This window comes from Roseobacter cerffii, from assembly GCF_054226325.1.
Genome location: NZ_CM135757.1, coordinates 1,317,411 through 1,338,349 on the forward strand (window position 1 = coordinate 1,317,411; position 20,939 = coordinate 1,338,349).

The 20,939-nt window shown below is 61.5% G+C and carries 26 protein-coding genes; 14 read left to right on the forward strand and 12 right to left on the reverse strand.

Annotated elements, in window-relative coordinates:
• Nucleotides 1-14 precede the first annotated feature (14 nt).
• Entirely contained in the window at nt 15-527 is a 513-nt protein-coding gene (locus ACVC7O_RS06470; protein WP_458325269.1) for a MarR family winged helix-turn-helix transcriptional regulator, read from the forward strand.
• Here the strand turns inward: ACVC7O_RS06470 and ACVC7O_RS06475 are convergent.
• From ACVC7O_RS06475 to ACVC7O_RS06485, 3 genes are read right to left on the reverse strand one after another with little or no spacing between them, the layout of a single operon-like run.
• Entirely contained in the window at nt 521-1,243 is a 723-nt protein-coding gene (locus tag ACVC7O_RS06475) for a DUF1194 domain-containing protein (protein WP_458325270.1), read from the reverse strand. The genes ACVC7O_RS06470 and ACVC7O_RS06475 overlap by 7 nt on opposite strands.
• Nucleotides 1,240-1,890: a DUF1194 domain-containing protein gene (locus ACVC7O_RS06480; protein WP_458325271.1), complete on the reverse strand. Its 651-nt coding sequence runs from the start codon at nt 1,888-1,890 to the stop codon at nt 1,240-1,242. Before ACVC7O_RS06480 ends, ACVC7O_RS06475 begins: the two co-directional genes overlap by 4 nt.
• Nucleotides 1,891-1,934: 44 nt before the next feature.
• Nucleotides 1,935-2,363 (reverse strand): VOC family protein, encoded by a 429-nt coding sequence (locus tag ACVC7O_RS06485; protein ID WP_458325272.1) that lies wholly within the window; start codon nt 2,361-2,363, stop codon nt 1,935-1,937.
• Between the two features lie 182 nt (nt 2,364-2,545).
• On the opposite strand from ACVC7O_RS06485, the gene thyX reads away from it, so the two are divergent.
• The 4 genes from thyX (at nt 2,546) to ACVC7O_RS06505 (ending at nt 5,664) form a co-directional block, all read left to right on the forward strand.
• Entirely contained in the window at nt 2,546-3,460 is a 915-nt protein-coding gene (gene thyX, locus ACVC7O_RS06490; protein WP_458325273.1) for an FAD-dependent thymidylate synthase, read from the forward strand.
• 121 nt (nt 3,461-3,581) lie between these two features.
• Nucleotides 3,582-4,091, forward strand: a complete 510-nt coding sequence (locus tag ACVC7O_RS06495; protein WP_458325274.1) for a hypothetical protein — start codon at nt 3,582-3,584, stop codon at nt 4,089-4,091.
• A 699-nt stretch (nt 4,092-4,790) separates the two neighbouring features.
• The gene (locus ACVC7O_RS06500; RefSeq protein ID WP_458325275.1) at nt 4,791-5,117 is read left to right on the forward strand and encodes a TraR/DksA family transcriptional regulator; all 327 of its coding nucleotides are present in this window, start codon (nt 4,791-4,793) and stop codon (nt 5,115-5,117) included.
• A gap of 256 nt (nt 5,118-5,373) precedes the next feature.
• On the forward strand, nt 5,374-5,664 hold the full coding sequence (locus tag ACVC7O_RS06505; protein ID WP_458325276.1) for a hypothetical protein: 291 nt from the start codon (nt 5,374-5,376) through the stop codon (nt 5,662-5,664).
• A 114-nt stretch (nt 5,665-5,778) separates the two neighbouring features.
• On the opposite strand, the gene ACVC7O_RS06510 is transcribed toward ACVC7O_RS06505, so the two are convergent.
• Entirely contained in the window at nt 5,779-5,985 is a 207-nt protein-coding gene (locus ACVC7O_RS06510) for a cold-shock protein (protein WP_263842769.1), read from the reverse strand.
• A gap of 187 nt (nt 5,986-6,172) precedes the next feature.
• On the opposite strand from ACVC7O_RS06510, the gene ACVC7O_RS06515 reads away from it, so the two are divergent.
• Nucleotides 6,173-6,490, forward strand: coding sequence for an arsenate reductase family protein (locus tag ACVC7O_RS06515; protein WP_458325277.1), 318 nt, complete (start codon nt 6,173-6,175; stop codon nt 6,488-6,490).
• Between the two features lie 7 nt (nt 6,491-6,497).
• Here the strand turns inward: ACVC7O_RS06515 and ACVC7O_RS06520 are convergent, their stop codons facing one another.
• The 5 genes from ACVC7O_RS06520 to thrS all read right to left on the reverse strand — a co-directional run bounded on the left by ACVC7O_RS06520 (nt 6,498) and on the right by thrS (nt 11,216).
• Entirely contained in the window at nt 6,498-7,046 is a 549-nt protein-coding gene (locus ACVC7O_RS06520; RefSeq protein WP_458325278.1) for a DoxX family protein, read from the reverse strand.
• A complete protein-coding gene (locus ACVC7O_RS06525; protein ID WP_458325279.1) occupies nt 7,047-7,802 on the reverse strand; it encodes an HvfC/BufC family peptide modification chaperone in 756 nt (251 codons plus the stop codon).
• Complete coding sequence (gene bufB, locus ACVC7O_RS06530; RefSeq protein WP_458325280.1) at nt 7,799-8,653, reverse strand: MNIO family bufferin maturase; 855 nt, start codon at nt 8,651-8,653, stop codon at nt 7,799-7,801. Before bufB ends, ACVC7O_RS06525 begins: the two co-directional genes overlap by 4 nt.
• Before the next feature lie 95 nt (nt 8,654-8,748).
• Nucleotides 8,749-9,051, reverse strand: a complete 303-nt coding sequence (locus ACVC7O_RS06535) for a BufA1 family periplasmic bufferin-type metallophore (RefSeq protein ID WP_458325281.1) — start codon at nt 9,049-9,051, stop codon at nt 8,749-8,751.
• A 206-nt stretch (nt 9,052-9,257) separates the two neighbouring features.
• Entirely contained in the window at nt 9,258-11,216 is a 1,959-nt protein-coding gene (gene thrS, locus ACVC7O_RS06540) for a threonine--tRNA ligase (RefSeq protein ID WP_458325282.1), read from the reverse strand.
• Nucleotides 11,217-11,411: 195 nt separating this feature from the next.
• Between thrS and ACVC7O_RS06545 the strand changes: the two genes are divergently transcribed.
• The gene (locus ACVC7O_RS06545; protein ID WP_458325283.1) at nt 11,412-11,657 is read left to right on the forward strand and encodes a hypothetical protein; all 246 of its coding nucleotides are present in this window, start codon (nt 11,412-11,414) and stop codon (nt 11,655-11,657) included.
• Nucleotides 11,658-11,678: 21 nt separating this feature from the next.
• Here the strand turns inward: ACVC7O_RS06545 and ACVC7O_RS06550 are convergent, their stop codons facing one another.
• Nucleotides 11,679-12,092, reverse strand: a complete 414-nt coding sequence (locus ACVC7O_RS06550; RefSeq protein ID WP_458325284.1) for an MAPEG family protein — start codon at nt 12,090-12,092, stop codon at nt 11,679-11,681.
• A gap of 3 nt (nt 12,093-12,095) precedes the next feature.
• Nucleotides 12,096-12,857 carry an ArsR/SmtB family transcription factor gene (locus ACVC7O_RS06555; RefSeq protein WP_458325285.1) on the reverse strand — a complete coding sequence of 254 codons (762 nt, stop codon included), beginning with the start codon at nt 12,855-12,857 and terminating at the stop codon, nt 12,096-12,098.
• A 117-nt stretch (nt 12,858-12,974) separates the two neighbouring features.
• Between ACVC7O_RS06555 and ACVC7O_RS06560 the strand changes: the two genes are divergently transcribed.
• From ACVC7O_RS06560 to ACVC7O_RS06585, 6 genes are all read left to right on the forward strand, one after another.
• The gene (locus tag ACVC7O_RS06560; protein WP_458325286.1) at nt 12,975-13,736 is read left to right on the forward strand and encodes an alpha/beta fold hydrolase; all 762 of its coding nucleotides are present in this window, start codon (nt 12,975-12,977) and stop codon (nt 13,734-13,736) included.
• The gene (locus ACVC7O_RS06565) at nt 13,736-14,170 is read left to right on the forward strand and encodes a VOC family protein (RefSeq protein WP_458325287.1); all 435 of its coding nucleotides are present in this window, start codon (nt 13,736-13,738) and stop codon (nt 14,168-14,170) included. Before ACVC7O_RS06560 ends, ACVC7O_RS06565 begins: the two co-directional genes overlap by 1 nt.
• A 17-nt stretch (nt 14,171-14,187) precedes the next feature.
• The gene (locus tag ACVC7O_RS06570) at nt 14,188-14,802 is read left to right on the forward strand and encodes a hypothetical protein (protein WP_458326046.1); all 615 of its coding nucleotides are present in this window, start codon (nt 14,188-14,190) and stop codon (nt 14,800-14,802) included.
• Nucleotides 14,803-14,916: 114 nt separating this feature from the next.
• Complete coding sequence (locus tag ACVC7O_RS06575; RefSeq protein ID WP_458325288.1) at nt 14,917-16,005, forward strand: hypothetical protein; 1,089 nt, start codon at nt 14,917-14,919, stop codon at nt 16,003-16,005.
• A gap of 17 nt (nt 16,006-16,022) precedes the next feature.
• Complete coding sequence (locus tag ACVC7O_RS06580) at nt 16,023-16,790, forward strand: substrate-binding periplasmic protein (protein ID WP_458325289.1); 768 nt, start codon at nt 16,023-16,025, stop codon at nt 16,788-16,790.
• Nucleotides 16,791-16,906: 116 nt separating this feature from the next.
• Complete coding sequence (locus tag ACVC7O_RS06585; RefSeq protein WP_458325290.1) at nt 16,907-17,617, forward strand: alpha/beta fold hydrolase; 711 nt, start codon at nt 16,907-16,909, stop codon at nt 17,615-17,617.
• Nucleotides 17,618-17,623: 6 nt separating this feature from the next.
• Here ACVC7O_RS06585 and phaZ read toward each other — a convergent pair whose 3' ends face one another.
• Nucleotides 17,624-18,904, reverse strand: a complete 1,281-nt coding sequence (gene phaZ / locus ACVC7O_RS06590) for a polyhydroxyalkanoate depolymerase (RefSeq protein WP_458325291.1) — start codon at nt 18,902-18,904, stop codon at nt 17,624-17,626.
• A 109-nt stretch (nt 18,905-19,013) separates the two neighbouring features.
• On the opposite strand from phaZ, the gene ACVC7O_RS06595 reads away from it, so the two are divergent.
• Nucleotides 19,014-20,819: a PHA/PHB synthase family protein gene (locus tag ACVC7O_RS06595; protein ID WP_458325292.1), complete on the forward strand. Its 1,806-nt coding sequence runs from the start codon at nt 19,014-19,016 to the stop codon at nt 20,817-20,819.
• Nucleotides 20,820-20,939 lie beyond the last annotated feature (120 nt).

Consider the following 20,939-nt stretch of genomic DNA (forward strand, 5'->3'; position numbering starts at 1 on the left):
GTCGGAGCGCGTAGATGAGCATTCAAGATCAAATTCCACCGGAGACGCCCGCCATGGCCCGCAGTCAGGGCTTCATGGTCAGTTACCTCGAGGCGTTGTCGCTGGTGGAGCGTTTGCACCGCCTGCTGCTCGATGTCATCAAGGACGAGTTCGAGCGGGTCGGGGTGCTGGAGATCAATGCGGTTCAGGCGCTGCTGCTCTTTAACATCGGTGACAACGAGGTCACCGCGGGCGAGCTGAAAAGCCGGGGTTACTACCAGGGCAGCAACGTCAGTTATAACCTCAAGAAGCTGGTCGACATGGGGTACATGCATCACCAGCGTTGCGAGATTGATCGCCGTTCGGTGCGGGTGAAGCTGACCGAAAAGGGCCAGAAGATCCGCCATGTGGTGGCCGATCTTTTCTCCCGCCATGCGGATGGGCTCGAAAACAAGGGTGTGCTGGGCCCGGATGGCATCGATGACATCACCCGGTCGCTGAAGCGCATGGAGCGCTACTGGTCGGACCAGATCCGCTACATCTACTGAAGCGCGCTGATCGCCAGCCCGTCGAGTTCACGCTTGAGCTTGGCGGTCATGGCGGCCGCATAGTCCTCAAAACCCAGGGCCGTTTGCACAAAAGCATCCGGCCCTGTGATCACGTTTGATCGGAAGTAGGACGACAGCTCGGCAATCTCGCTTTGGCGCCGGTCGCCGGTGGCGGGCGCATCGGCTCCGATCACCAGCGCATTGATGGTGATGCCGCGCGCGCCAATGGCGTCTTTCACGTCGCGCGGGCGGGGGCCGAGGTTCGACTGCCCGTCGCCCGAGATATCCAGTGTCCGCTTCCAGCAGTCCTTCTTTTGATCAAGGTATGCCGCGCCCGTCTTCATCGCCACGCCGAGGGCGGTGCCGGGCGTCGCATCGCGCCGCTCTGTCTCCGCCAGCGCAGCGCTGATCCCGGCCAGCGTGTCGGGATCCGCCACGGTGGTCCAGGGCACTAGCACGACCTGATCCTCCGGCCCGCTCCACTCGAACACCATCACGGCGATGGGCGCGCTGGGTACCGCCAGCAGGATGCGCACCACCTCAGGGTCATTCAGCGCTGTGATAAGCCCGTCGATCTGCAACCGATACTCCCGCAGGTCAACCGAGCCCGACACATCCAGCCCAAGCGCCAATGCCTGGCGGCAACCTGCCACGGCTTCGCTGCCCGTCACCGCCGCAACTGCGCCCGCCAGGCACAACGCCTGCAAGGCCCTCATCCTTTGGGATCCGAAGACAGGGCTCCGATCACTGGCGGCGACAGCTCCCGCTCCAGTTTCCGCCGCATCGCGCGCTCGTAATCCTCGAACCCCTGCGCAATCTCGAGAAACGCGCCCGGCCCATGCAGCACCTGGCTTTGATAAAACGCGATGAGCCCGGTCTCCGCCTCATAATCGGCGCCATTCACGACCAGCCCATTCACCGTGACCCCGTCGAAAGGAAATTCCGCATAGGCCAGCGCCGGGCCGAACCCCTCATTGTTCTGCCCGTCCCCCGCCATGTCCAGCGTTTGATAAAGACACCGGGGCGCACGCTCCAGAAGCCGCGCGCCATATCCCAGCGCATAGCCCATCGCCGTCGGGAAATCATTGTGGCTGCGGATGCTGCGCGCAAGCGTCTCGGCGGCGTAGAGCAACTTCGCCCGGCTGTCGATCACCGTCCAATCCAGCAACAGCTCCTGATTGTACCGCCCCGACCACTCGTAAATGGCCAGCGCCACCGGGTCATCGGTTGCAAAGAACGCCGCCTCGACCTCCGGCGCGGTCAGGGCGGACACCAGCCCGCCCCGCTGCAACCTATCCTCCGCCGCATCGACCGACGATGACACGTCCAGCGCCAGCACCAGCGCCAGCCGGCACTCGGCCATAGCTGGCCCTGACAAAATCGCCAAAGCGCAGAGGGCGGCGCGGATCACCAGTGCCCTGTGTTGTCCATGCTCGCCCAGGGCTCTGCCGGGGCCAGGTTGTCGCCCTCCTGCAAAAGCTCAATCGACACATTGTCAGGCGAGCGCACAAAGGCCATATGCCCATCCCGTGGCGGCCGATTGATCGTCACGCCGTTGTCCATCAGATGCTGGCAGACCTCATAGATATTGCCTACCCGATACGCCAGATGCCCGAAATGCCGACTGTCACTCGGCAGCCCCTCATCGCCGTCCCAGTTATAGGTCAGCTCCACCGGGCACTCTTCCTGCCCCGGAGGCGCCATGAACACCAGCGTGAAGCGCCCGCCCTCACTGTCCATCCGCCGGGTTTCCTTGAGCCCCAACAGCTCGTAAAACGCGATCGATTTCTCCAGATCCTTCACGCGCACCATCGTGTGCAGATACTTCAGGCTCATGCCGCCCCTCCATCACTCCATTGATTTGACGCAACACTAGCACGCCCGCCCGGCGATGCCAGTCACATCGCGCTGATTACCTCGCGCGAAACCCATCGGGAAAATACATCATATAGCTGTTCCGCGACGCCCCGCGCCCAGATATAGTCATCCCCGACTCATGCCCTCGAAAGGATGCCCCCATGCCGCTCTCGTCCGAGCACCAAGCTGAAATCGACGCGCAACGCGCCGAACCCACACCCACCCTGCGCGCCACCGCCCCCGGCATGGAAAAGCACCTCTACACCGCCCAGCCCGTGCTCGACCACGGATTTGTCCGCGTCATCGACTACATGGGCGACGACGCCGCGATCTGCCAGGCCGCCCGCGTCTCTTACGGGCGTGGCACCAAATCGGTACAGAATGACGAAGGGCTCATCCGCTACCTCATGCGCCACTGGCACTCCACCCCCTTCGAGATGTGCGAGGTCAAACTGCACGTGAAACTGCCCGTCTTCGTCGCCCGCCAGTGGATCCGCCACCGCACCGCCAACGTCAACGAATACTCCGCGCGCTACTCGATCCTCGACCGCGAATTCTACATTCCGGCCCCCGACGACCTCGCCGCCCAATCGGTGGTGAACAACCAGGGCCGGGGCGAAGCGCTCACCGGTGAGGAGGCCCAACGCGTCCTCCTCTACCTGCAACAGGACGCCATGCGCTGCTATGATCACTACGAGGAGATGATCAGCCAGGACGGCCAACAGGGCCTCGCGCGCGAGCTTGCCCGCATGAACCTGCCCGCCAATGTCTACACCCAATGGTACTGGAAGGTGGATTTGCACAACCTCTTCCACTTCCTGCGCCTGCGCGCCGACGCCCACGCCCAATACGAAATCCGCGTCTACGCCGAGGCCATCTGCGCCATGGTCAAGGACTGGGTCCCCGCCGCCTACGGCGCCTTCGAGGACTACCGCCTGGGCGGAGCCACCCTCTCAGGCCGCGCGCTGGAGTGCATCAAGAAGATGCTCGCCGGAGAGGAAGTGACGCAGGAGACCTCCGGCATGAGCAAAGGGGAATGGCGGGAGTTTCAGGGGGTTTTGAACGACCCCGCGTAAGCGGGGATGAAACGCTCTGGGGGAGCGTTTCAAGTGAAAAACGGTTGCGCCGGGGGCGCGGTCAAAGCGGCAAAACTGCCAAATATAATCTGGAGGTATTGGGGAAGAGTTGGACTTTTACATGATACAAATTGCCTTCTGGAACGGATTTTGGGTTTTCATCGGAGTGGTTGCTGGGGCTGGGATTCAGTATCGCTTGATGCAAAGAACTGTGGCCAAGCAAAGAGAGATGGCCTTCAAAGTCTTGAGAACTGAGGCCGAGATGAACTGCGCTGAAGTTGATAATTTTCTTTCGCAAATAACGTACTTGAAAGACCGCGTAGGCGCAGGGCAGATTGAAATAGAAAATCTGTTTGTTTCAATGCAGGCCTTTGACTATTCGGCACTCAATCCGCTCGTGAATTCCGGTCATTTTCACTCAATGCTGTCGGCAGGTGATGTACGTTCTTACCTAGAGTTTGCGCGCTTCTTCAGCAACGGCAATGCGCAGGTTGTCAACTCGCAACTTCGGACAGAGCATGATCGTGGTAAGTCAATTGATTACCTGGATTCGCTTGCGCGGAAGGCTATGCTCCTCAAGCAGTCGATGGAAGCTGTCGGGCAGAGGCCGTCCATCGGATTGACTGCGTAATGCCCGCCAAAGGCGGGCAGCGCCCGAACCGCCCCCACGGGGCGGGCGCTTCGCTTGATTCCCGCCCCTCGGTTCGGGCGCGGCGCTTCGCACAAATTGCATAGCTGATTTCAAATGCGCCTGTCACCCGGCGTCGCGCTTGCGCGCGCCGCGTTCGCGACTTCAAAAGGTCCCCCCGGACCTTTTGATCGGGGCTCCGCCCCGAACATCGCTCACCCCACCACGGGGCGGGCGCTTCGCTTCTTCCCGCCCCTCGGTTCGGGCGCCGTGTAGCACAAACCACATCACCACTTTCAAAGCGCCTCTCTCCCGGGGCTCCGCCCGTTGTCGCCTCAATTGATCCCCCGGATCAATTGCCGGGCTGCGCCCGGACCGGCTCCAACCCCACCACGGGGCGGGCGCTTCGCTTGTTTCCCGCCCCTCGGTCCGGGCACTTGGGTGCGCAGCACTCGAGGGGGAGACAGAGCGAAAGCAAAGCTTTTGCGGAGTCGACGTGGACGTCCACGAAAATCCATTCCGCTTAGATAGTCCAAAGGCAGGCCGGGCTGACGCCCGGCCTACGATCTTTTATCAGCGCCTGCGGCGCACCAGCTGCCCCCGCATCGCACCTCCCCACCAGATCACCCGGAACGGACCGTCCGCAGCAGAGCCGCGGGACGCGGGGTTTGAGCCACCCGCCATTCCGACTAAGCTCGCCGCATGATCGACCCGCGCACCGCCCTCACCACCCGCCTTGACGCCCTCGACGCGGAGGATGCAGCGGGCCTCGACGGCCAAAAGACCGTCACGCTCGACCAACAGGCGGTGGGGCGGCTCTCGCGCATGGATGCGCTGCAGAACCAGGCCATGGCGCAGGCGCAGGCCCGGCGGCGACAAGCCGAGCGGCAGCGCATCCGCGCCGCCCTCCAGCGGCTCGATGAGGGCGACTACGGCTATTGCACCGATTGCGGCGAGGAGATCGCCCCTGCGCGCCTCACCTCCGACCCCGCCATCCCGCGCTGTCTCGACTGCACGCGCGGCGGATGATGCGTTAACACTCTGGCCACGAAAGGCCCGTTTCACCGCCAAATCCGCCGGAAACCGACCCGCGCACCGACGCAATACCGACAAAATACCGACGTGATACCGACGTTGTGTTTCCCTTGTTTTCATGACGGTTTGGGCGCCGCGGAATTCTGGCGGTCGAGGTGTTGCGCGGACGCTGGATCAGCCACTTGGAAACACCTTCGCGCGGCCCGCGAATTCTTATCCACAGCCCGTCATAAAAGTGTTACAAAATGGCATGCTTCGACTCACGGCTTTGACTGTCCTCCTCTGCACGCCATTGCCAGCGCTGGCCTCACCCATTGGCGAGATCATCTGCGCGCCGTCGGAGGAATTGCGCGAACGGCTCACACTGCAATATGGCAGTGCGCGGCAGGCTAGCGGGCTGCGGGGGCGGGAGCAGGTGATGGAGGTCTGGACCGATGCGCAGGGCGATTGGACGATGGTCGTGCGCTATGCCTCGGGCACATCCTGCATTGTGGCCATGGGAGAGCATTGGACAGAGTTTGGCCCGCCTGATCCGGCGTGAGAGCCCCCTGCGTCTGGGCGCGTATCGGTCACGCGGTATGTGGGGGCAGCGCCTTGGCCAACCGGCCGACCCTCTGGTCGCCCGCGGCGTCGCACTGTCATTTTTGTTGTTTGATTATAGCAGTTTAAGATCGCTGGCCATCTGACGCCCATCGCGCCCTTCTGCCAGTTCAAAGCTCACTTTCTGGTCGTCGGCCAGACCGGTCAACCCCGATCTTTCAACCGCAGAGATATGTACGAACACATCCGAGCCGCCCCCTTCCGGGGCAATAAAGCCGTAGCCTTTTGTGGTGTTGAACCACTTCACGGTGCCATTTGGCATGCCTTCCGTGCCTCCTTTTGTCTTACCTTACCGCGCCAGATCTTCCGGGCGGCTTCTGCATGCAATTCATACGGTGTTAATCGTATGTTCTGCCCTTTAAGAGATTGCCCTTCCTCTGTAAAAATCAAGCGAAACGGGAAGAAAGCTGCTGATTTCAGCCCGGAATTTTTGGAATTGTGAGTAAATCATGCGACTATACGGATTGAAGACCTGCGATACTTGCAGAAAGGCGCTGAAGGCGTTGCCGGAGGCGACTTTGGTGGATGTGCGCGCAGAAGGCGTGCCGGAGGATGTTCTGGCGGCCGCGCTGGAGCAGTTCGGTGCGGCTCTGGTCAACACGCGGTCGACCACTTGGCGCGGCCTAGATGATGAAGCGCGCGCTGGGGAACCACTGGAGCTGCTCAAGGCGCACCCGAGCCTGATGAAACGGCCCCTGATCGTCTCAGGGACCGATATGTACCTGGGGTGGGCCAAGGACACGCAGGCCGCTTTGGGCGTGTCCTGAGGCGCGTTCAGGCGTCGGGCGCCCGGCGGCTGAGTGCGGCGTCGAGCGAGAGTGGCCCCGCGCCCTTGATCACCAGAACCAGCAGCACGAAGATCCAGAACGCGCGTTGATCCAGGATCGCGCTGTCGGGGAAGCGGTCAAACCAGGCGCCATAGGTCTCCTTGTGCTCAAACCCGCCGTGGCCGATGAGATCGGTCAGCGATTGCACGATGACGAAGCCGATCATCCCCAGAGCAGACAGGCGGGTCAGCAACCCCAGCACAATCAGCGCTGGCAGAATGAACTCGGCCCAGGTTCCGGCAACCACGACGGCCCAATGAAACAGCGATAGTTGGGTCACGTCATAGGTGACAGCCTCCATCGCCTTGGGGAAGATTTGCGCATAGGCGCCGACAGAGGGCTGGAACAGGCCCATGACCCCTTCGCCCAGCTTGGTGAGGCCTGAAACCCAGAAATACAGCAGCAGCGTGCCTGCAAAGACCAGCCGTGCGAGGGTGGCAAGCAGCCAGTCCGCCCGCGCGATGCGGTCGGTCACCGAGGCGTAGAGAGAGATCATTTAACTGTCCTTTGTCTTGTCGTCCGTCAGGGCGCTGGTTTGCAACGCAAGCGACAGTGCTTGCGCCAGGTCGAAGTCTGCTGACGCCGCGAGCGCGGCCTCATGGGCGTCTCCGAAGGTCTGACCGGCCGCAAGGCTGTCGAGCCAGGTGGCGGCGCCTCTGGGCAACAGATGAGGCGCTGGGTCGAACGCTGGGCGCGTGATCAGCACGTTCTGGGCCACGGCGCGCGGCTTTGGCGCGTCGGCCTCGAAATTCATGCGCCAGATGTCGTAGAGGGGCCAGCGGGACCGAACAGTCCGCGTGGCGGGTGCAAGCGCCAGCGTCATCCCCATCAGGGTGTCCGCGTCGCATTGCAGCCGCTCAGCGGTAAAGGCCGGGGCATCCGCTGCGTGATAGGACGCGCGGGTCGCAAGATCGAGCCGGGCGCAATCGGGCAGGTATCCGATGTGGGCGAGCGGCTCGAACTGCTCAAGAAAGCCTGGCAGGGCGCCGCCGTAGTGCATCATCAGGGGCGAACTGGGTGGGTGCGCGCGCACGTAGATGGCGGCCAGCTTTCCGAAAGTCTGCGCGCCTAACAGCTTGTAAACAAGCGGAAATGCGACCTGCAGTGCCTCGGTCAGCGATACAACGACATTGTTCCGATAGACCGAAAAACGGCGGCCCGCAGGGCCATCGGCGCCGTCCAGCAGGCCCTCCGGCACTGCCTGGGTCGGGTCCAGCAGGGCGCTGCGAAATGTCGTTTGCGTGACAGTCATTGAACCGGGGACAAAGCCTTTGCCGCGCGCTCCGCCTCGCGGCGCAGAGTGGGCCAGTCTGGCACATCGGTGTCCCATTCCACCAGCACAGGACGGGCGCCGGACGTCGCGAGCGTGATGTCGAGCAGCGCCCAGACCGGATCGACAACCGGTTTGCCGTGGCTGTCGATCAGCAACGGCGCACCGTGATCGTCGGTTTCCTCATCATGGCCGCCCACATGGATCTCACCCACCGCATGCAGCGGGAAAGCCTCGATATAGGCTTGCGCGGAGAGGCCCAGATTGGTGGCGGAGATAAACACATTGTTGACATCGAGCAGCAGCCCACAGCCCGTTCGTTTCACCAGTTCGGTCAGGAATTCGGTCTCGGACCAGGTGCTTTCGGCGAAAGCGAGATAGCTCGAAGGGTTTTCCAGCAGCATCTGACAGCGGAGCGTCGATTGCACCTGATCGATGTGCTCGGCGACGCGGGTCAGCGTGGCGTTGGTGTAGGGCAGGGGCAAAAGATCATTGAGAAATTCCGCGCCGTGGGTCGACCATGCGAGGTGCTCCGAGAAGCTTGCAGGCTGCGCCCAACCGACCAGTTTCTTCAGACGGGCAAGGTGGTCCGCGTCCAGCGCGCCTGCGCCGCCGATGCTCAGGCCAACGCCGTGCACCGAGACGGCAAACTGCTCGGAGAGCGCGCGCAACTGCGCCAGTGGCCGCCCGCCGTCGCCCATGTAGTTCTCGGCATGCACCTCGATCCACTTGACCGGGCCGGGGTCTGCGCGCAGCTCGGCAAAATGCTGCGGCTTGTAGCCGACACCGGGTGCTGCGGGCAAATGATCGAAACGGGGAGAGTTGTCCAGCATCTTGGCCCTCCGACAGAATTGAGGTCTCGGGTATCGTCAGATGAGAGTGGTCCGGCGAGCTATGCCGCCGGACGCAAGTCTTTGAATATCAAGCCTTATGCAGGCAGGTCGCGCTCCAGCTCTTCCAGCGAACCCTGGCGTGGTGTGCCGTCTGCCATGGCCGGAAGCTCGATCTCGGCGCATGTGCCCGCGTCCACGAGGGTCCAGGCGTTGCCTTGGTAGTCCACGGTCGATGTGCCGGCGCAGGTTGTGCCGGGGCCTGCCGCGCAGTCGTTCGCGCCCGCCAGCGAGATGCCGTAGCATTTTTCTTTGGCGGCAGCCTGGGCGGTGGTGACCTGTGCAGTCATCGCTGCAGCAACGGCACCGGCAATTGCGACTGTTTTCATGGTGTTCGACATGATTTCATTCCCTATTTGAGGACCATCGTGGCCAATGATAGGGCAAAAGCTAAAGGTTGGAAAACCGACTTTCCACTCACGAGCCTGTGTCTCACGGAGCCGTCAGAATTTGTTGGGCGGCACAGCGGGATTCGGGGCCCGTATTGCAAAATGTTACAGAATTCCGGCCTCACATCGCCATTTTGACGATGTGAGGTGCGGAATTGTTACAGCAGGTCCGGTGGGGTGGCGTCGCGGCCCAACGCCTCTGTTACATCCGCAAGTGGCTCCACCTTGGTCTGCTTTTCTCCAAGGCGGCGCACGGTCACGGTGCGCTCTTCGACCTCGCGCGCGCCCACGGCCAGGATCACAGGCACCTTGCCCACCGAATGCTCGCGGACCTTGTAGTTGATCTTCTCGTTGCGCACGTCCGCTTCGGCGCGCACGCCCGCGGCCTTCAGGGCCTCGACGACCTCCTGCACATAGTCATCGGCGTCGGAGATGATCGAGGCGACAACGACCTGCCGCGGCGCCAGCCAGAACGGCAGCTTGCCCGCCGAGTTCTCGATCAGGATGCCGATGAATCGCTCGAACGAGCCCAGGCAGGCGCGGTGCAGCATATAGGGCCGATGCTTTGCGCCGTCTTCGCCGATATATGTCGCGCCCAGACGTTCAGGCAGGTTCGGGTCGACCTGGAAGGTGCCGCACTGCCAAACCCGACCGATGGCGTCGGTGAGATAGAAGTCGAGCTTGGGGCCATAGAACGCGCCGTCCCCTGGCTCCAGTGTGAAATCGCGCCCGGTCGCCTTGATTGCGGCTTCCAGCGCGCCCTCCACGTGATCCCAGCTTTCGTCACTGCCCACGCGCTTTTCCGGTCGGGTGGCGAATTTGATCTCGAACTTCTCGAACCCCAGATCGGTGTAGATGTCGGCCAGGAAGTTGATGAATTTCGCGCATTCCGCCTCGATCTGATCTTCGGTGCAGAAGATATGCGCATCGTCCTGGGTGAAGCCGCGCACGCGCATGATCCCGTGCAACGCGCCCGAGGGTTCATACCGGGTACAGGCGCCGAACTCCGCCAGCCGCAGCGGCAGGTCGCGGTAGGACTTGAGGCCCTGGTTGAACACCTGCACGTGGCAGGGGCAGTTCATCGGCTTCAAGGCATTGATCGCCTTTTCGGAGGCGTGCTCTTCCTCCACCTCGACGATGAACATATGCTCCTGGTACTTCTCCCAGTGGCCCGAGGCCTCCCAGAGCTTGCGGTTCACCACCTGTGGGGTGTTGATCTCCTGATACCCCCCTGCACGTTGTTTCCGGCGCATGTAATCCTGCAGGGTGGTATAGATGGACCAGCCATTTGGGTGCCAGAACACCTGGCCCGGCGCCTCTTCCTGCATGTGATAAAGGTCCATCTCGCGGCCCAGCTTGCGGTGGTCGCGCTTGGCGGCTTCCTCCAGCATGTTGAGATGCGCGCGCAGCTTCTCCTTGCCGGTGAAGGCAACGCCATAAATGCGTTGCAGCATCGCCCGGTCGCTATCGCCACGCCAGTAGGCGCCCGCGATGGACATCAGCTTGAAGGCATCGCTCGGCACCTGACCGGTATGCTGCAAATGCGGCCCGCGGCAGAGGTCTTGCCAGTCGCCATGCCAGTACATGCGCAGCGGCTCATCGCCGGGGATCGCCTCGATCAGTTCGACCTTGTAGGGTTCACCGTTGTCCTCGTAGTGCTTGATCGCGCGGACGCGGTCCCAGACCTCGGTGCGCACCGGGTCGCGCTTGTTGATGATCTCCTTCATCTTCTTCTCGATGAGGCCGAGATCTTCGGGGGTAAAGGGCTCGGCGCGGTCGAAATCATAATACCAGCCGTGCTCGATCACAGGCCCGATGGTGACCTTGGTATCGGGCCAGATTTCCTGCACTGCGCGCGCCATGATGTGCGCAAGGTCGTGGCGCACCAATTCATTGGCCTGCTCTTCATCGGCCATGGTATGGATTGCGATGCTGGCATCGTGATCGATCGGCCAGGCCAGATCGTAATGCGCACCGTTCACGGTGGCCGAGATCGCCTTCTTGCGCAGGGAGGTCGAGATGCTGGCGGCCACATCGCCAGCGGTCACTCCAGCCTCGAAACTGCGCGCATTGCCATCGGGAAAGGTGAGAGAGATCGCGGTGTCTTTTGGAGCCATCTGCTGGCACTCCTCGTCGGTTTGGCGCCTACGAGACGCCCGGTTGCGGGTTATGTGCAGCGGCTGATGCGCCTTGATGGCGGTGAAGTCAAGCGGCCCGTCGGAGAAGTATACCGATGAATACGTTGACTGCGACATTTCGTGTGTTATTTCCGACCATACACCACATGCAGATCGACTTGGGAGCCTACATCTATGCCGCGTTACAACCGCACATTCGAGCTGAGCATTCACGATGTCGATTTGATCGAGGAGGCGCTGCGCGCCCGTGGACGCGAGCTCTGCAAGATGCGGCGCGCCTTGGCGGATGACAATCCGGCCGATATCCAGGCGATCTCGGTGATCGAGGCAGACCAACGCGAGAACGAAGAGCTCTTGGGCCGTCTGCACAATCAGAAGATTTTCTACCGTCCCGGCGCGACCCCCTATGTGAGCGGGTAGCCGCACCGAGGTAATGTGGCCTCATGCCGTGTAGGCGGCATATCCCATCAGCAGACAGCAGATCCATCCGCCGGTGAAGAGGATCGGACGCACCGGAAACCGTGCGAGTCCGGTGATCATGCCAAGCGCATGGGCGATCCTCAGTCCAAAAAATGTCACTGCCGTCCAGAACGTGAGCGCGGAGTACCCGCCGAGCCGATCCACGACCAGCACGAGAATTGCAAAGGGCAAGAGTTGCTCTAGCAGATTGAGATGCGCCCGATGCGCGCGGTGTACCCAGTCGGGGAAGCCTGCAAGGGGCGGTGGGCGGGCAAAGTCGTCGACGCCATCCTGCGGGTGCATGTTCACACCGACGATGTAAGGGATCCAGAGCGAGGCGGCGAAGACCGCAAGCCAGATCACGATGGCAAGCTCGGTTGAAAGCGCGCTCTGCATGGCTCAAGCCTCCATCTCGGCGTTGGTGAAGCGCACGGTCTTGCCCGTCTCAAGCCACGTCTTCAGCCCCGCCAGCGTGCGGTGCCAACCATCGGCCACGCCCGCCTGCTGATCGCTGGGCAGATCATAGTGCTCGAGTGTGAGCAGGCAGTTCTCGCCCTGCGGCTCGATCAGATAGACGTATCGCGACGCCTTCATATCTGCATCCGGACCCTCCCAATGGGGCTCGAAAGTGCTTTCGATGCGGGTCTTGGGTGTCAGCTTCGTCTCCGTGCAGATCAGCATCAGGCTGCTGTCGGGGAAGCGGTAGATCAGGCGATTGCCCTCGCGCTCGCAGCTGCCCACCACGAAGTTGTACGCCGCGTTGGCCTCCGGGTCGGTCAGCGCGTGCCAAAGCGCGTCCTGCGTGCAGTGAATATAGGTCTGCATCATAAAATCGGGTTTGGACATGTTGGGTGCTCCTTCAAGGTCTGTTTTGAGATTGATCACCGCTCGTGCCGCTGGTTGTTCGAGCAGGGGCTCGACCCAGCGGTCTATCGCTTCCTGCAGGGGCAGGGCGTTGAGGTAATGGTATTTGAACCGGCCTTTCTTATGGGTGACGATCAGCCTGGCCCCTTCCAGCACACCGAGGTGCTTCATCACGCCAAATCGCGACATGTCGAGCTGCCCTTGCAGGTCCAGCAGGCTTTGCCCGGGTTTGGCGCGCAGACTGTCGAGCAGTGTGCGGCGGGTGGGGTCAGCCAAGGCTTTGAATATCGAATCCATGGTTTCTTATAGGTTACTCAATAGTCACGTGACAAGATAGTAACGTATAAAAATCACAAAATGGATTGCGGACCACAGGCCTTGCGCAGATGATCGCGGCGAAAAAGGAAACGCCGCATGACCTCTCCCAGCTTCTTTGACGGGCCGCATGGACGACGGCTCGCTTACCATCTGACGCCCGGTATCGGACCGTGGGTCGTCTTCCTCGGTGGTCTCAAATCGGACATGGAGGGCACCAAGGCTCTGCACCTCGAGGCATGGGCGCGGCGCGAGGGGCGCGCCTTCCTGCGCTTTGACTATTCGGGCCATGGCGACTCCTCCGGCACCTTCGAAGAGGGCGCGATTGGCGATTGGGCGGAGGACACAGCGGCGATTGTCGCCGGGTTGACCGGGGGCCCGATTGTCCCGGTGGGCTCGTCCATGGGAGGCTGGCAGGCGCTGCTTCTCGCCCGCAATATCCCAGAGCGGTTGGCAGCTTTGGTCACCATTGCGGCAGCGCCGGACTTCACCGAAGACAGCTATTGGGCCGGGTTCTCCGAGGCACAGAGGCACCAGGTGATGGAGCAGGGACGGGTCGAGCTTCCGTCTGATTACATGGAGCCCTACGTGATCACCCGGCGTATGATTGAGGATGGGCGCAACAACCTTGTGCTGCGCAGCCCCCTGAACCTGCCGTGCCCGGTCAGATGTCTGCAAGGCACCGCAGACACCGCTGTCAGCACCGAGACGGCCTTGCGTCTGCTCGAGCACGCCACATGCCCCGATATGCGGCTGACCCTGGTCAAGGATGCGGATCACCGTTTTTCGGATGGCCCGTGCCTTGGCCTGATCGAAGAGGCCCTGACGGAGGTTCTGACCCTCGCTGCGGAGGAGACCTGATGCAACAGCGTATCAGCCTAATTACCCTGGGCGCGCGGGATGTGGAGAAGATGGCAGCCTTTTATGATGCGCTTGGCTGGGCGCGCACTGAGTCACCTGACGGTGTGATCGCCTATGATCTGATCGGTCAGACGCTTGGCCTCTATCCGCTCGACAAACTGGCCGAGGATATCGGCCTCTCCGTCGAGGACCTGGGCTATGGGGCCAGCACCTTCGGGCACAACGTGCGAGAGAAATCCAAGGTTGCGCAGATCATCGCGCGCGCGGAGGCCGCAGGCGCGCGCATTCTCAAACCGGCACAGGACGTGTTCTGGGGCGGGTATCACGGCTATTTTGCAGATCCCGAAGGTCATATCTGGGAGGTGGCATACAACCCCTTCTCGCCACTGCGTGAAGATGGGGCCTTTCGCTGGGCCGGATATGGTGAGGGCTGATGCGCAGCCCGAAGTCCATGTGGAGCCTCGAAAACCTTGGTCGCGTGCGCCTATCGAAACACTTCTACATGCGGGATTTTCTCTATTCAGAGATCGGCAATATGCATCAGGTGCGCAACGTGCCGCCCGACCCGGACCTGACCATCGAAAACGGGCGCATGCTCTGCAAGGAACTGCTCGACCCGCTGGAGGAGACCTTTGGGCGCCTCGCCATCCGCTCCGGCTATCGCTCTCCCGAACTGAACGGCTATGGCAACCGTAACAAGCTGAATTGTGCAGCCAACGACAATCCGATCGAATGCCATATCTGGGATCGCGGGCAAGGTGAAGAGGCCATCGCCGGGACGTCCCTCGCAATTCCGTGGTTCACCGATCAATACGAGGCCGGGCGGGACTGGCGCGATCTGGCGTGGTGGCTCCACGACCATCTGCCCTATTCCGAGGCCTGGTTCTTTCCCAAGCTCGCCGCCTTCAATCTCGTCTGGCGGCCAACACCGCTGCGCACCATCTCGAGCTATATCAAACCCAAGGGCATGCTGCTGCGTGCGGGTGACGCGCCTGGCGAATCCCTGGCCAAACGGCAGGCACGCTATGCCGATTTCCCGCCTTTCCGGGGGATCAAATACCCGTAGCGCGCGAATATCTGGTATGAAATGAGGTATTTATCCGCAATATGTTGATCAAACGTTGACGCGGATCGCCGCATCGGCAAGGTGTCGTCAGTTTCATCTTGGGGGAGATGATCCATGGGACGGCTCATTCTTTTTCTGATTTGTTTTGGCGCTATTCCTTCGGGGTCTGTCGCTGCTGATCACTGCGGCGGGTCATATGTGATCGTGTCGGGTGACAGCCTCTCGCGCATCGCGGACCGCCTCTACAAGGATGCCCGGCAGTGGACGCGCATTTATGTCCACAACCGCGATGCAATCGGTGAAGACCCGGACAAGATCCTCGTGGGGGATCAACTCGAGCTCATCTGCATCGATGGCCGTCCGACGGGTCTGGCAACTGGCATCTCGGACGATCCGGACCCTGCCACAACTGCAGCGTATGAGCCGTCAGTGCAGCCTGCTGCCTTCGACGCCACAACCATCCTGGAGCGCCCCATCCGCATGGTCGCAACCGAAGATCAGGCCCCCTTTTCGGATCGGTCCTTGCCGTCAGGTGGTCTCGTTTCGGAGCTGATCGCAGCGGCGTTGCAAGTCGCGCGCCCCGAAACGCCGGTCGATCGATCGACCGTCAGAGAGTTGGTCGCCCTTGACGCTTCGTCGTCGTCAAGCGATCCCACGGACGTCTTCTATCCTTGGATGCGTCCGGACTGTGCGGCACGGCCTGCGGAGCCCCTGTGCGCCGACTATCTCTACACTGATCCGCTCTTTGAGATCGTGATGATGCTCTATGTTGAAGCGTCGAGCACCACACCGCTGCTTGAGCCGATGACGATGCGCGGTATGCGCCTGTGCCGCGTCGCTGGCCTGCCGGTTTTCATGCTCGATGAGGACGGTCGAAACTGGCTGCGGGATGGTCAGGTCGAGATGTTACACGCTCGCACGCTGGAAGCGTGTTTCGATCATCTGTCGAACGGCGAGGTGGACGCCGTTGTCGCGAACGAGTTCGCGGGTCGCGCTGCGGCCAGCAAGAAGGCGGCGACCGGACACCGGCTAACAGGTTTGCCCTTTGACACTGTGACCCTGCACGCGGTGGTGTCTCGCGACACGCCCGGCGCCCAAGCGCTGTTGGCCGATATGAACGCCGGCCTGCGTGAGATCCGCCACTCGGGTGGGTACCAGAACATCCTCGACCGGCATCTCACACAGGCATGGGCCGGGTTGTGAGGTTCCGGACAATAGTGATGGCCGCACTCACCGGAGTGGCGTTCGCCGGGAAAGCCCCAGCAGACGTTAAGGTTCTGATTGCATCAGACCGCCCACCATTTGCGGCGTCAAACTGGCCGGGCGAGGGCATGATTGCGGAGCTCGTCCAACAAGCATGGGCACTCAGCCCCGGCGCCGAACCTGGCGAGATCATCTGGGCACCTTCCCGTGACGAGGCATCAGCGCAACTAGATGCCGGAGGGGTTGATCTCAGCTTTCCCTGGGACTCATCTGACTGCAATGACGAGCGCGCTGTGCGCCGGGCCTGTGTTAATGTCCATCTCTCTGACCCGATCATCGAGGTGGCCGTTTTGATGTTTGTGCGCGCGGAGCATGAATTCCCCTTCGACACCCGCGCGGATCTTTCTGGGCGAACGCTCTGCCGCGCCTCGGATGATGTCACTGGCGGCAGAGGCGAGGCCTATGGCGCAGTGGCACTGCGGCGCGCGACAGCCGCGCACTGTTTCGAGGCGCTCGTCGCTGGCGCTGTCGACGCTGTCGCCGTCGATGAGTTCTCTGGGGTGCAGCATCTGTTTGAAAGCGGCTTGACGGAGACGGTTGTCCCCCTGCCGCAGCCGTTGACCACGCAGCCTTTGTATGTTGTGGCGTCCAGGACCCATTGGCGCGGCACCGCTCTGATCTACCGCCTAAATACTGGGCTGGCTAAGCTGCGACAGACGGAAGCCTACGCCGAGACGATTGCCCGGCATGTGGGCCTGTTCTGGGATCATCTCAAACGGCACTAGCCATACAGCGGGGCCCTTGTGGTTGCGACCATAGCGGGTAAAACTGCACTGAACACCGTGAGCGGCAGGGCATCAAATGAGCAGCGGGCAGGGGCGATCCGGACGAAGAGTAATGCATGGCTGAGCCGCTGGTTCTCCTGCCGGGCCTGATGTGTGATGCGCGGCTCTTCGGCCCGCAGATTGCCGAGCTGTCGGCAGATACCGCCGTCATGGTCGCGCCTATCACGACAGGGGAACGGGTAGAAGAGATCGCCTCCGGTCTGCTCGACCAGCTGCCCGTGCGCTTTGCCTTGGCGGGCCTCAGCATGGGCGGCATTGTCGCGATGGAAATCTTGCGCCGCGCGCCGGATCGCGTGAGCCGGATCGCCCTGATGGACACCAATCCGCTGGCGGAAACGCCGCAAGTGGCCGCCGCGCGCGAGCCGCAGATCGTCGCGGCGCGGACGGGGCGGATGCTCGAGGTGATGCGCGAAGAGATGAAGCCCAACTATCTGGCACCGGGCCCGCGGCGCCAAGATGTGCTGGATCTCGTGATGGATATGGCCGATGCGCTGGGGCCCGACGTCTTTGTGCGGCAGTCCCGAGCGCTGCAACGCAGACGCGATCAGCAGAGCACCCTGCGAAAATGCAAGGTGCCGGCGCTGGTGCTTTGCGGGGCGCATGACGCGCTGTGTCCGGTGAAGCGGCACGAGGCGATGTCAGAGCTGATCCCCTATGCAACGCTGCGGGTCCTCGCGCACTCGGGGCATTTGCCGACCCTTGAGCAACCGGCTGAGACCACGCAGGCGCTGCGCGACTGGATGCGCCAGCCGCTGGTCTTGAGATAAGAAAGCTTAGGCTGCGGCGTTCTTGTTCGCCGCCTTGCGGGTCTTCTTGGCAGGTTTGCCGCTGTTGGCATCGATGAAGTCCAGCACCAGCGGGCGGATGTTCCGACGCCAGCTTTTGCCGGCGAAGATACCATAGTGGCCTGCACCTTCTTCCACATGGCTGGCCTTCTTCTCGTCAGGCAGCCCGGTGCAGAGGTCCAGCGCCGCGATGCATTGCCCTGGGGCCGAGATGTCGTCCTTCGAGCCTTCGACGGTCTTCACAGCAACCGTGGTGATCTTGCCCATGTCAACGGGTTTGCCCGCCACCGAGAAGGCATTGTTCGCGATCTCGCCGTTTTTGAAGATGCGCTCGACCGTGCTGAGATAGAACTCCGCGGTCATGTCCATCACGGCGAGATATTCGTCGTAGAACTTGTTGTGCTTGTCGTGATCAGCCGCTTCGCCCCGGGCGACGCGCGAAATCTGATCGGTGAAGGCCTTTGCGTGGGTTTCGGAGTTCATGGAGATGAACGAGGTCAGCTGAAGCAGGCCGGGATAGACCATCCGACCGACACCGGGGTATTTGAACCCGACGCGTTGGATCATCAGCTCCTCGAGCTGGCCCATGGTCATGCGATGCCCGAAATCGGTGACGTCGGTGGGCGTTGCATTCGGGTCGATCGGGCCGCCGATCAGGGTCAGGCTGCGCGGCTGCGCCTTGGGGTCTTCCTCGGCCAGATAGGCTGTTGCCGCGAGGGTCAGCGGTGCGGGCTGGCAGACCGCGATCACATGCGTATCCGGGCCCAGCTCTTTCATGAAATCGACAAGATAGAGGGTGTAATCCTCGACATCGAACTTGCCCGCACTGACCGGGATGTCGCGCGCGTTATGCCAATCTGTGATGTAGAGATCCGCATCGGGCAAAAGGCTGATGACGGTCGACCGCAGAAGCGTCGCGTAGTGGCCCGACATCGGTGCGACCAGCAGAACCTTGCGGTCTGGCGTGTCGCGCCCCGGCACTTCAAAGTGCAAAAGATCGCCAAAGTCCCGCTGCACAACGATTTCCGTGTGCACAAGATGATCCTGGCCGTCGCTAGTGGGCACCGCCGGGATGTTCCAGTCAGGCTTGACCACCATGCGCTGAAAGGTCCGCTCGGTCACTTCACCCCAGGCTCGCATCCAGGCGACGCCGGGGTTTGGAATCATCGCAAAAGCCGGATAAGCTGCCATGGCATGAGCAGTGGCGCCGAGCCATTGATTGGTGTTGCGCACGGTTTCCATCAAGTCGTATGTCGCCATGTAGCGCATAAGGGGTCTCCTTGTTACAATCCGGTCGCACCGGCACCTGCAGTCGCTTCGCCCCCTGAAAGCCTACGACGTGATGCTGCAGGTGCGAACATACGAGGGAAAGATTAACATGACAACATTTTCTGACGGCGACGTGGTCCCCTCGGGTGAAACGCTTGAGAAAATGACCGAAAACCTCAAAAAAGTTGAGGAGCTGTCAGAGAGGTTGCAGCGGGTTCTGACCAACCGCCAGACCCACAACCCGGCGCTCGATGGCCCGAATCAAGAGCTTTTTGGCCGTGCAGCGCAGGCCTATTGGGCCGAGGCGGTGAACAACCCTGCGAAGATTTTCGAACATCAGATGGCCTATTGGTCGGACACGATGAAGCAGTTTGTCGAGGCGCAGCATGAGCTGACCAAGGGCAAACTCACGGCGCCGGAAGACCCAGGGCCCTCGGACAGGCGGTTTTCAAATCCGCTGTGGGACACCCATCCCTACTTCAATTACGTGAAAAAACAGTATCTTATCAACGCCGAAGCCCTGCAGACCGCAGTTCAGGATGTGACGCATCTCGAGCCCAAGGAGAAGAGCCGGCTGGAATACTTCGCCCGCCAGATCGTCGACATGATGTCGCCGACGAACTTTCTGGCGACCAATCCCGATGCGCTGGAGAAAGCCTTGGAAACCGAAGGTCAGAGCCTGGTGAAGGGGCTTGAGAACCTGATCAACGATCTGGAGGCAAACAAAGGCGAGCTGGTCGTCAAGCTGGCCGATGAAGGGGCCTTCGAGCTTGGCCGCAACATTGCGACGACCCCGGGCAAGGTGGTGTTCCGCAACCGGATGATGGAGCTCATCCAGTACACGCCGAGCACCGAAGAGGTGCACAAGGTCCCGCTCATCATCTTCCCGCCGTGGATCAACAAGTACTACATCCTCGATCTCAAGGCGCAGAACAGTCTGGTGAAGTGGCTGGTCGATCAGGGCTACACCGTGTTCATGGTGTCCTGGATCAACCCCGACCCGACGTATCGGGACATCGGCATGGAAGACTATGTCGAGGATGGGTATCTCACCGCGATCAACGAGGTGAAGACCATCACCAAGGAGCGCCAGGTCAATGTGATCGGGTATTGCATTGCGGGCACAACCCTGGCGCTGACGCTCTCGCTGCTGAAGCAGAAAGGCGATAAGTCGGTGAAGTCGGCCACCTTCTTCACCGCGCTTACGGACTTCTCCGACCAGGGAGAATTCGCCCCCTTCCTGACCGATGATTTCATCGATGGGATCGAGGAGGAGGTTGCGGACAAGGGCGTTCTGCCGTCAGTGATCATGGCGCGAACATTCTCCTTCCTGCGCTCGAACGATCTCATCTATGGCCCGGCCATCAAGAGCTACATGATGGGTGAGACGCCGCCCGCGTTCGATCTGCTCTACTGGAACGGTGATGGCGCGAACTTGCCTGCCAAGATGGCCATGCAGTATCTGCGGGGGCTCTGCCAGCGGGATGAGTTGGCACAGAGCGGGTTCGAGCTGCTCGGGCACAAGCTGACGCTGGATGATGTGACCGTTCCGCTGTGCGCTGTCGCCTGCGAAACCGATCACATCGCCGCCTGGAAGGACAGCTATCGCGGCATCCAGCAGATGGGATCGAAAGACAAGACCTTCATCATGACCCAATCGGGCCACATCGCGGGCATCGTGAACCCGCCGACCCGGAAGAAATACGGGCACTACACCAACCCGGACCTGACACTGCCTTACGAGACATGGCAGGCGCAGGCCGACTTCCATGAGGGGTCCTGGTGGCCGCACTGGGAGAGCTGGCTGAAGAAGCGCGCGGGCAAGCTGATTCCCGCACGTATACCGGGAGAATCGAGCCGTCCTGCGCTTTGCGATGCGCCCGGCACATATGTTGCGAAGAAGGCAACTCTCTGATTCCAATATCGCTTTCCGCAGCGGCAAGAATTATGCTGCGCCGCAGAAAAAGACCTTGAAATGCTGCGGCGCAGCATGTATATTCCTTGCAGACGCAGAAAAGCGGGGATGATCCCGCAA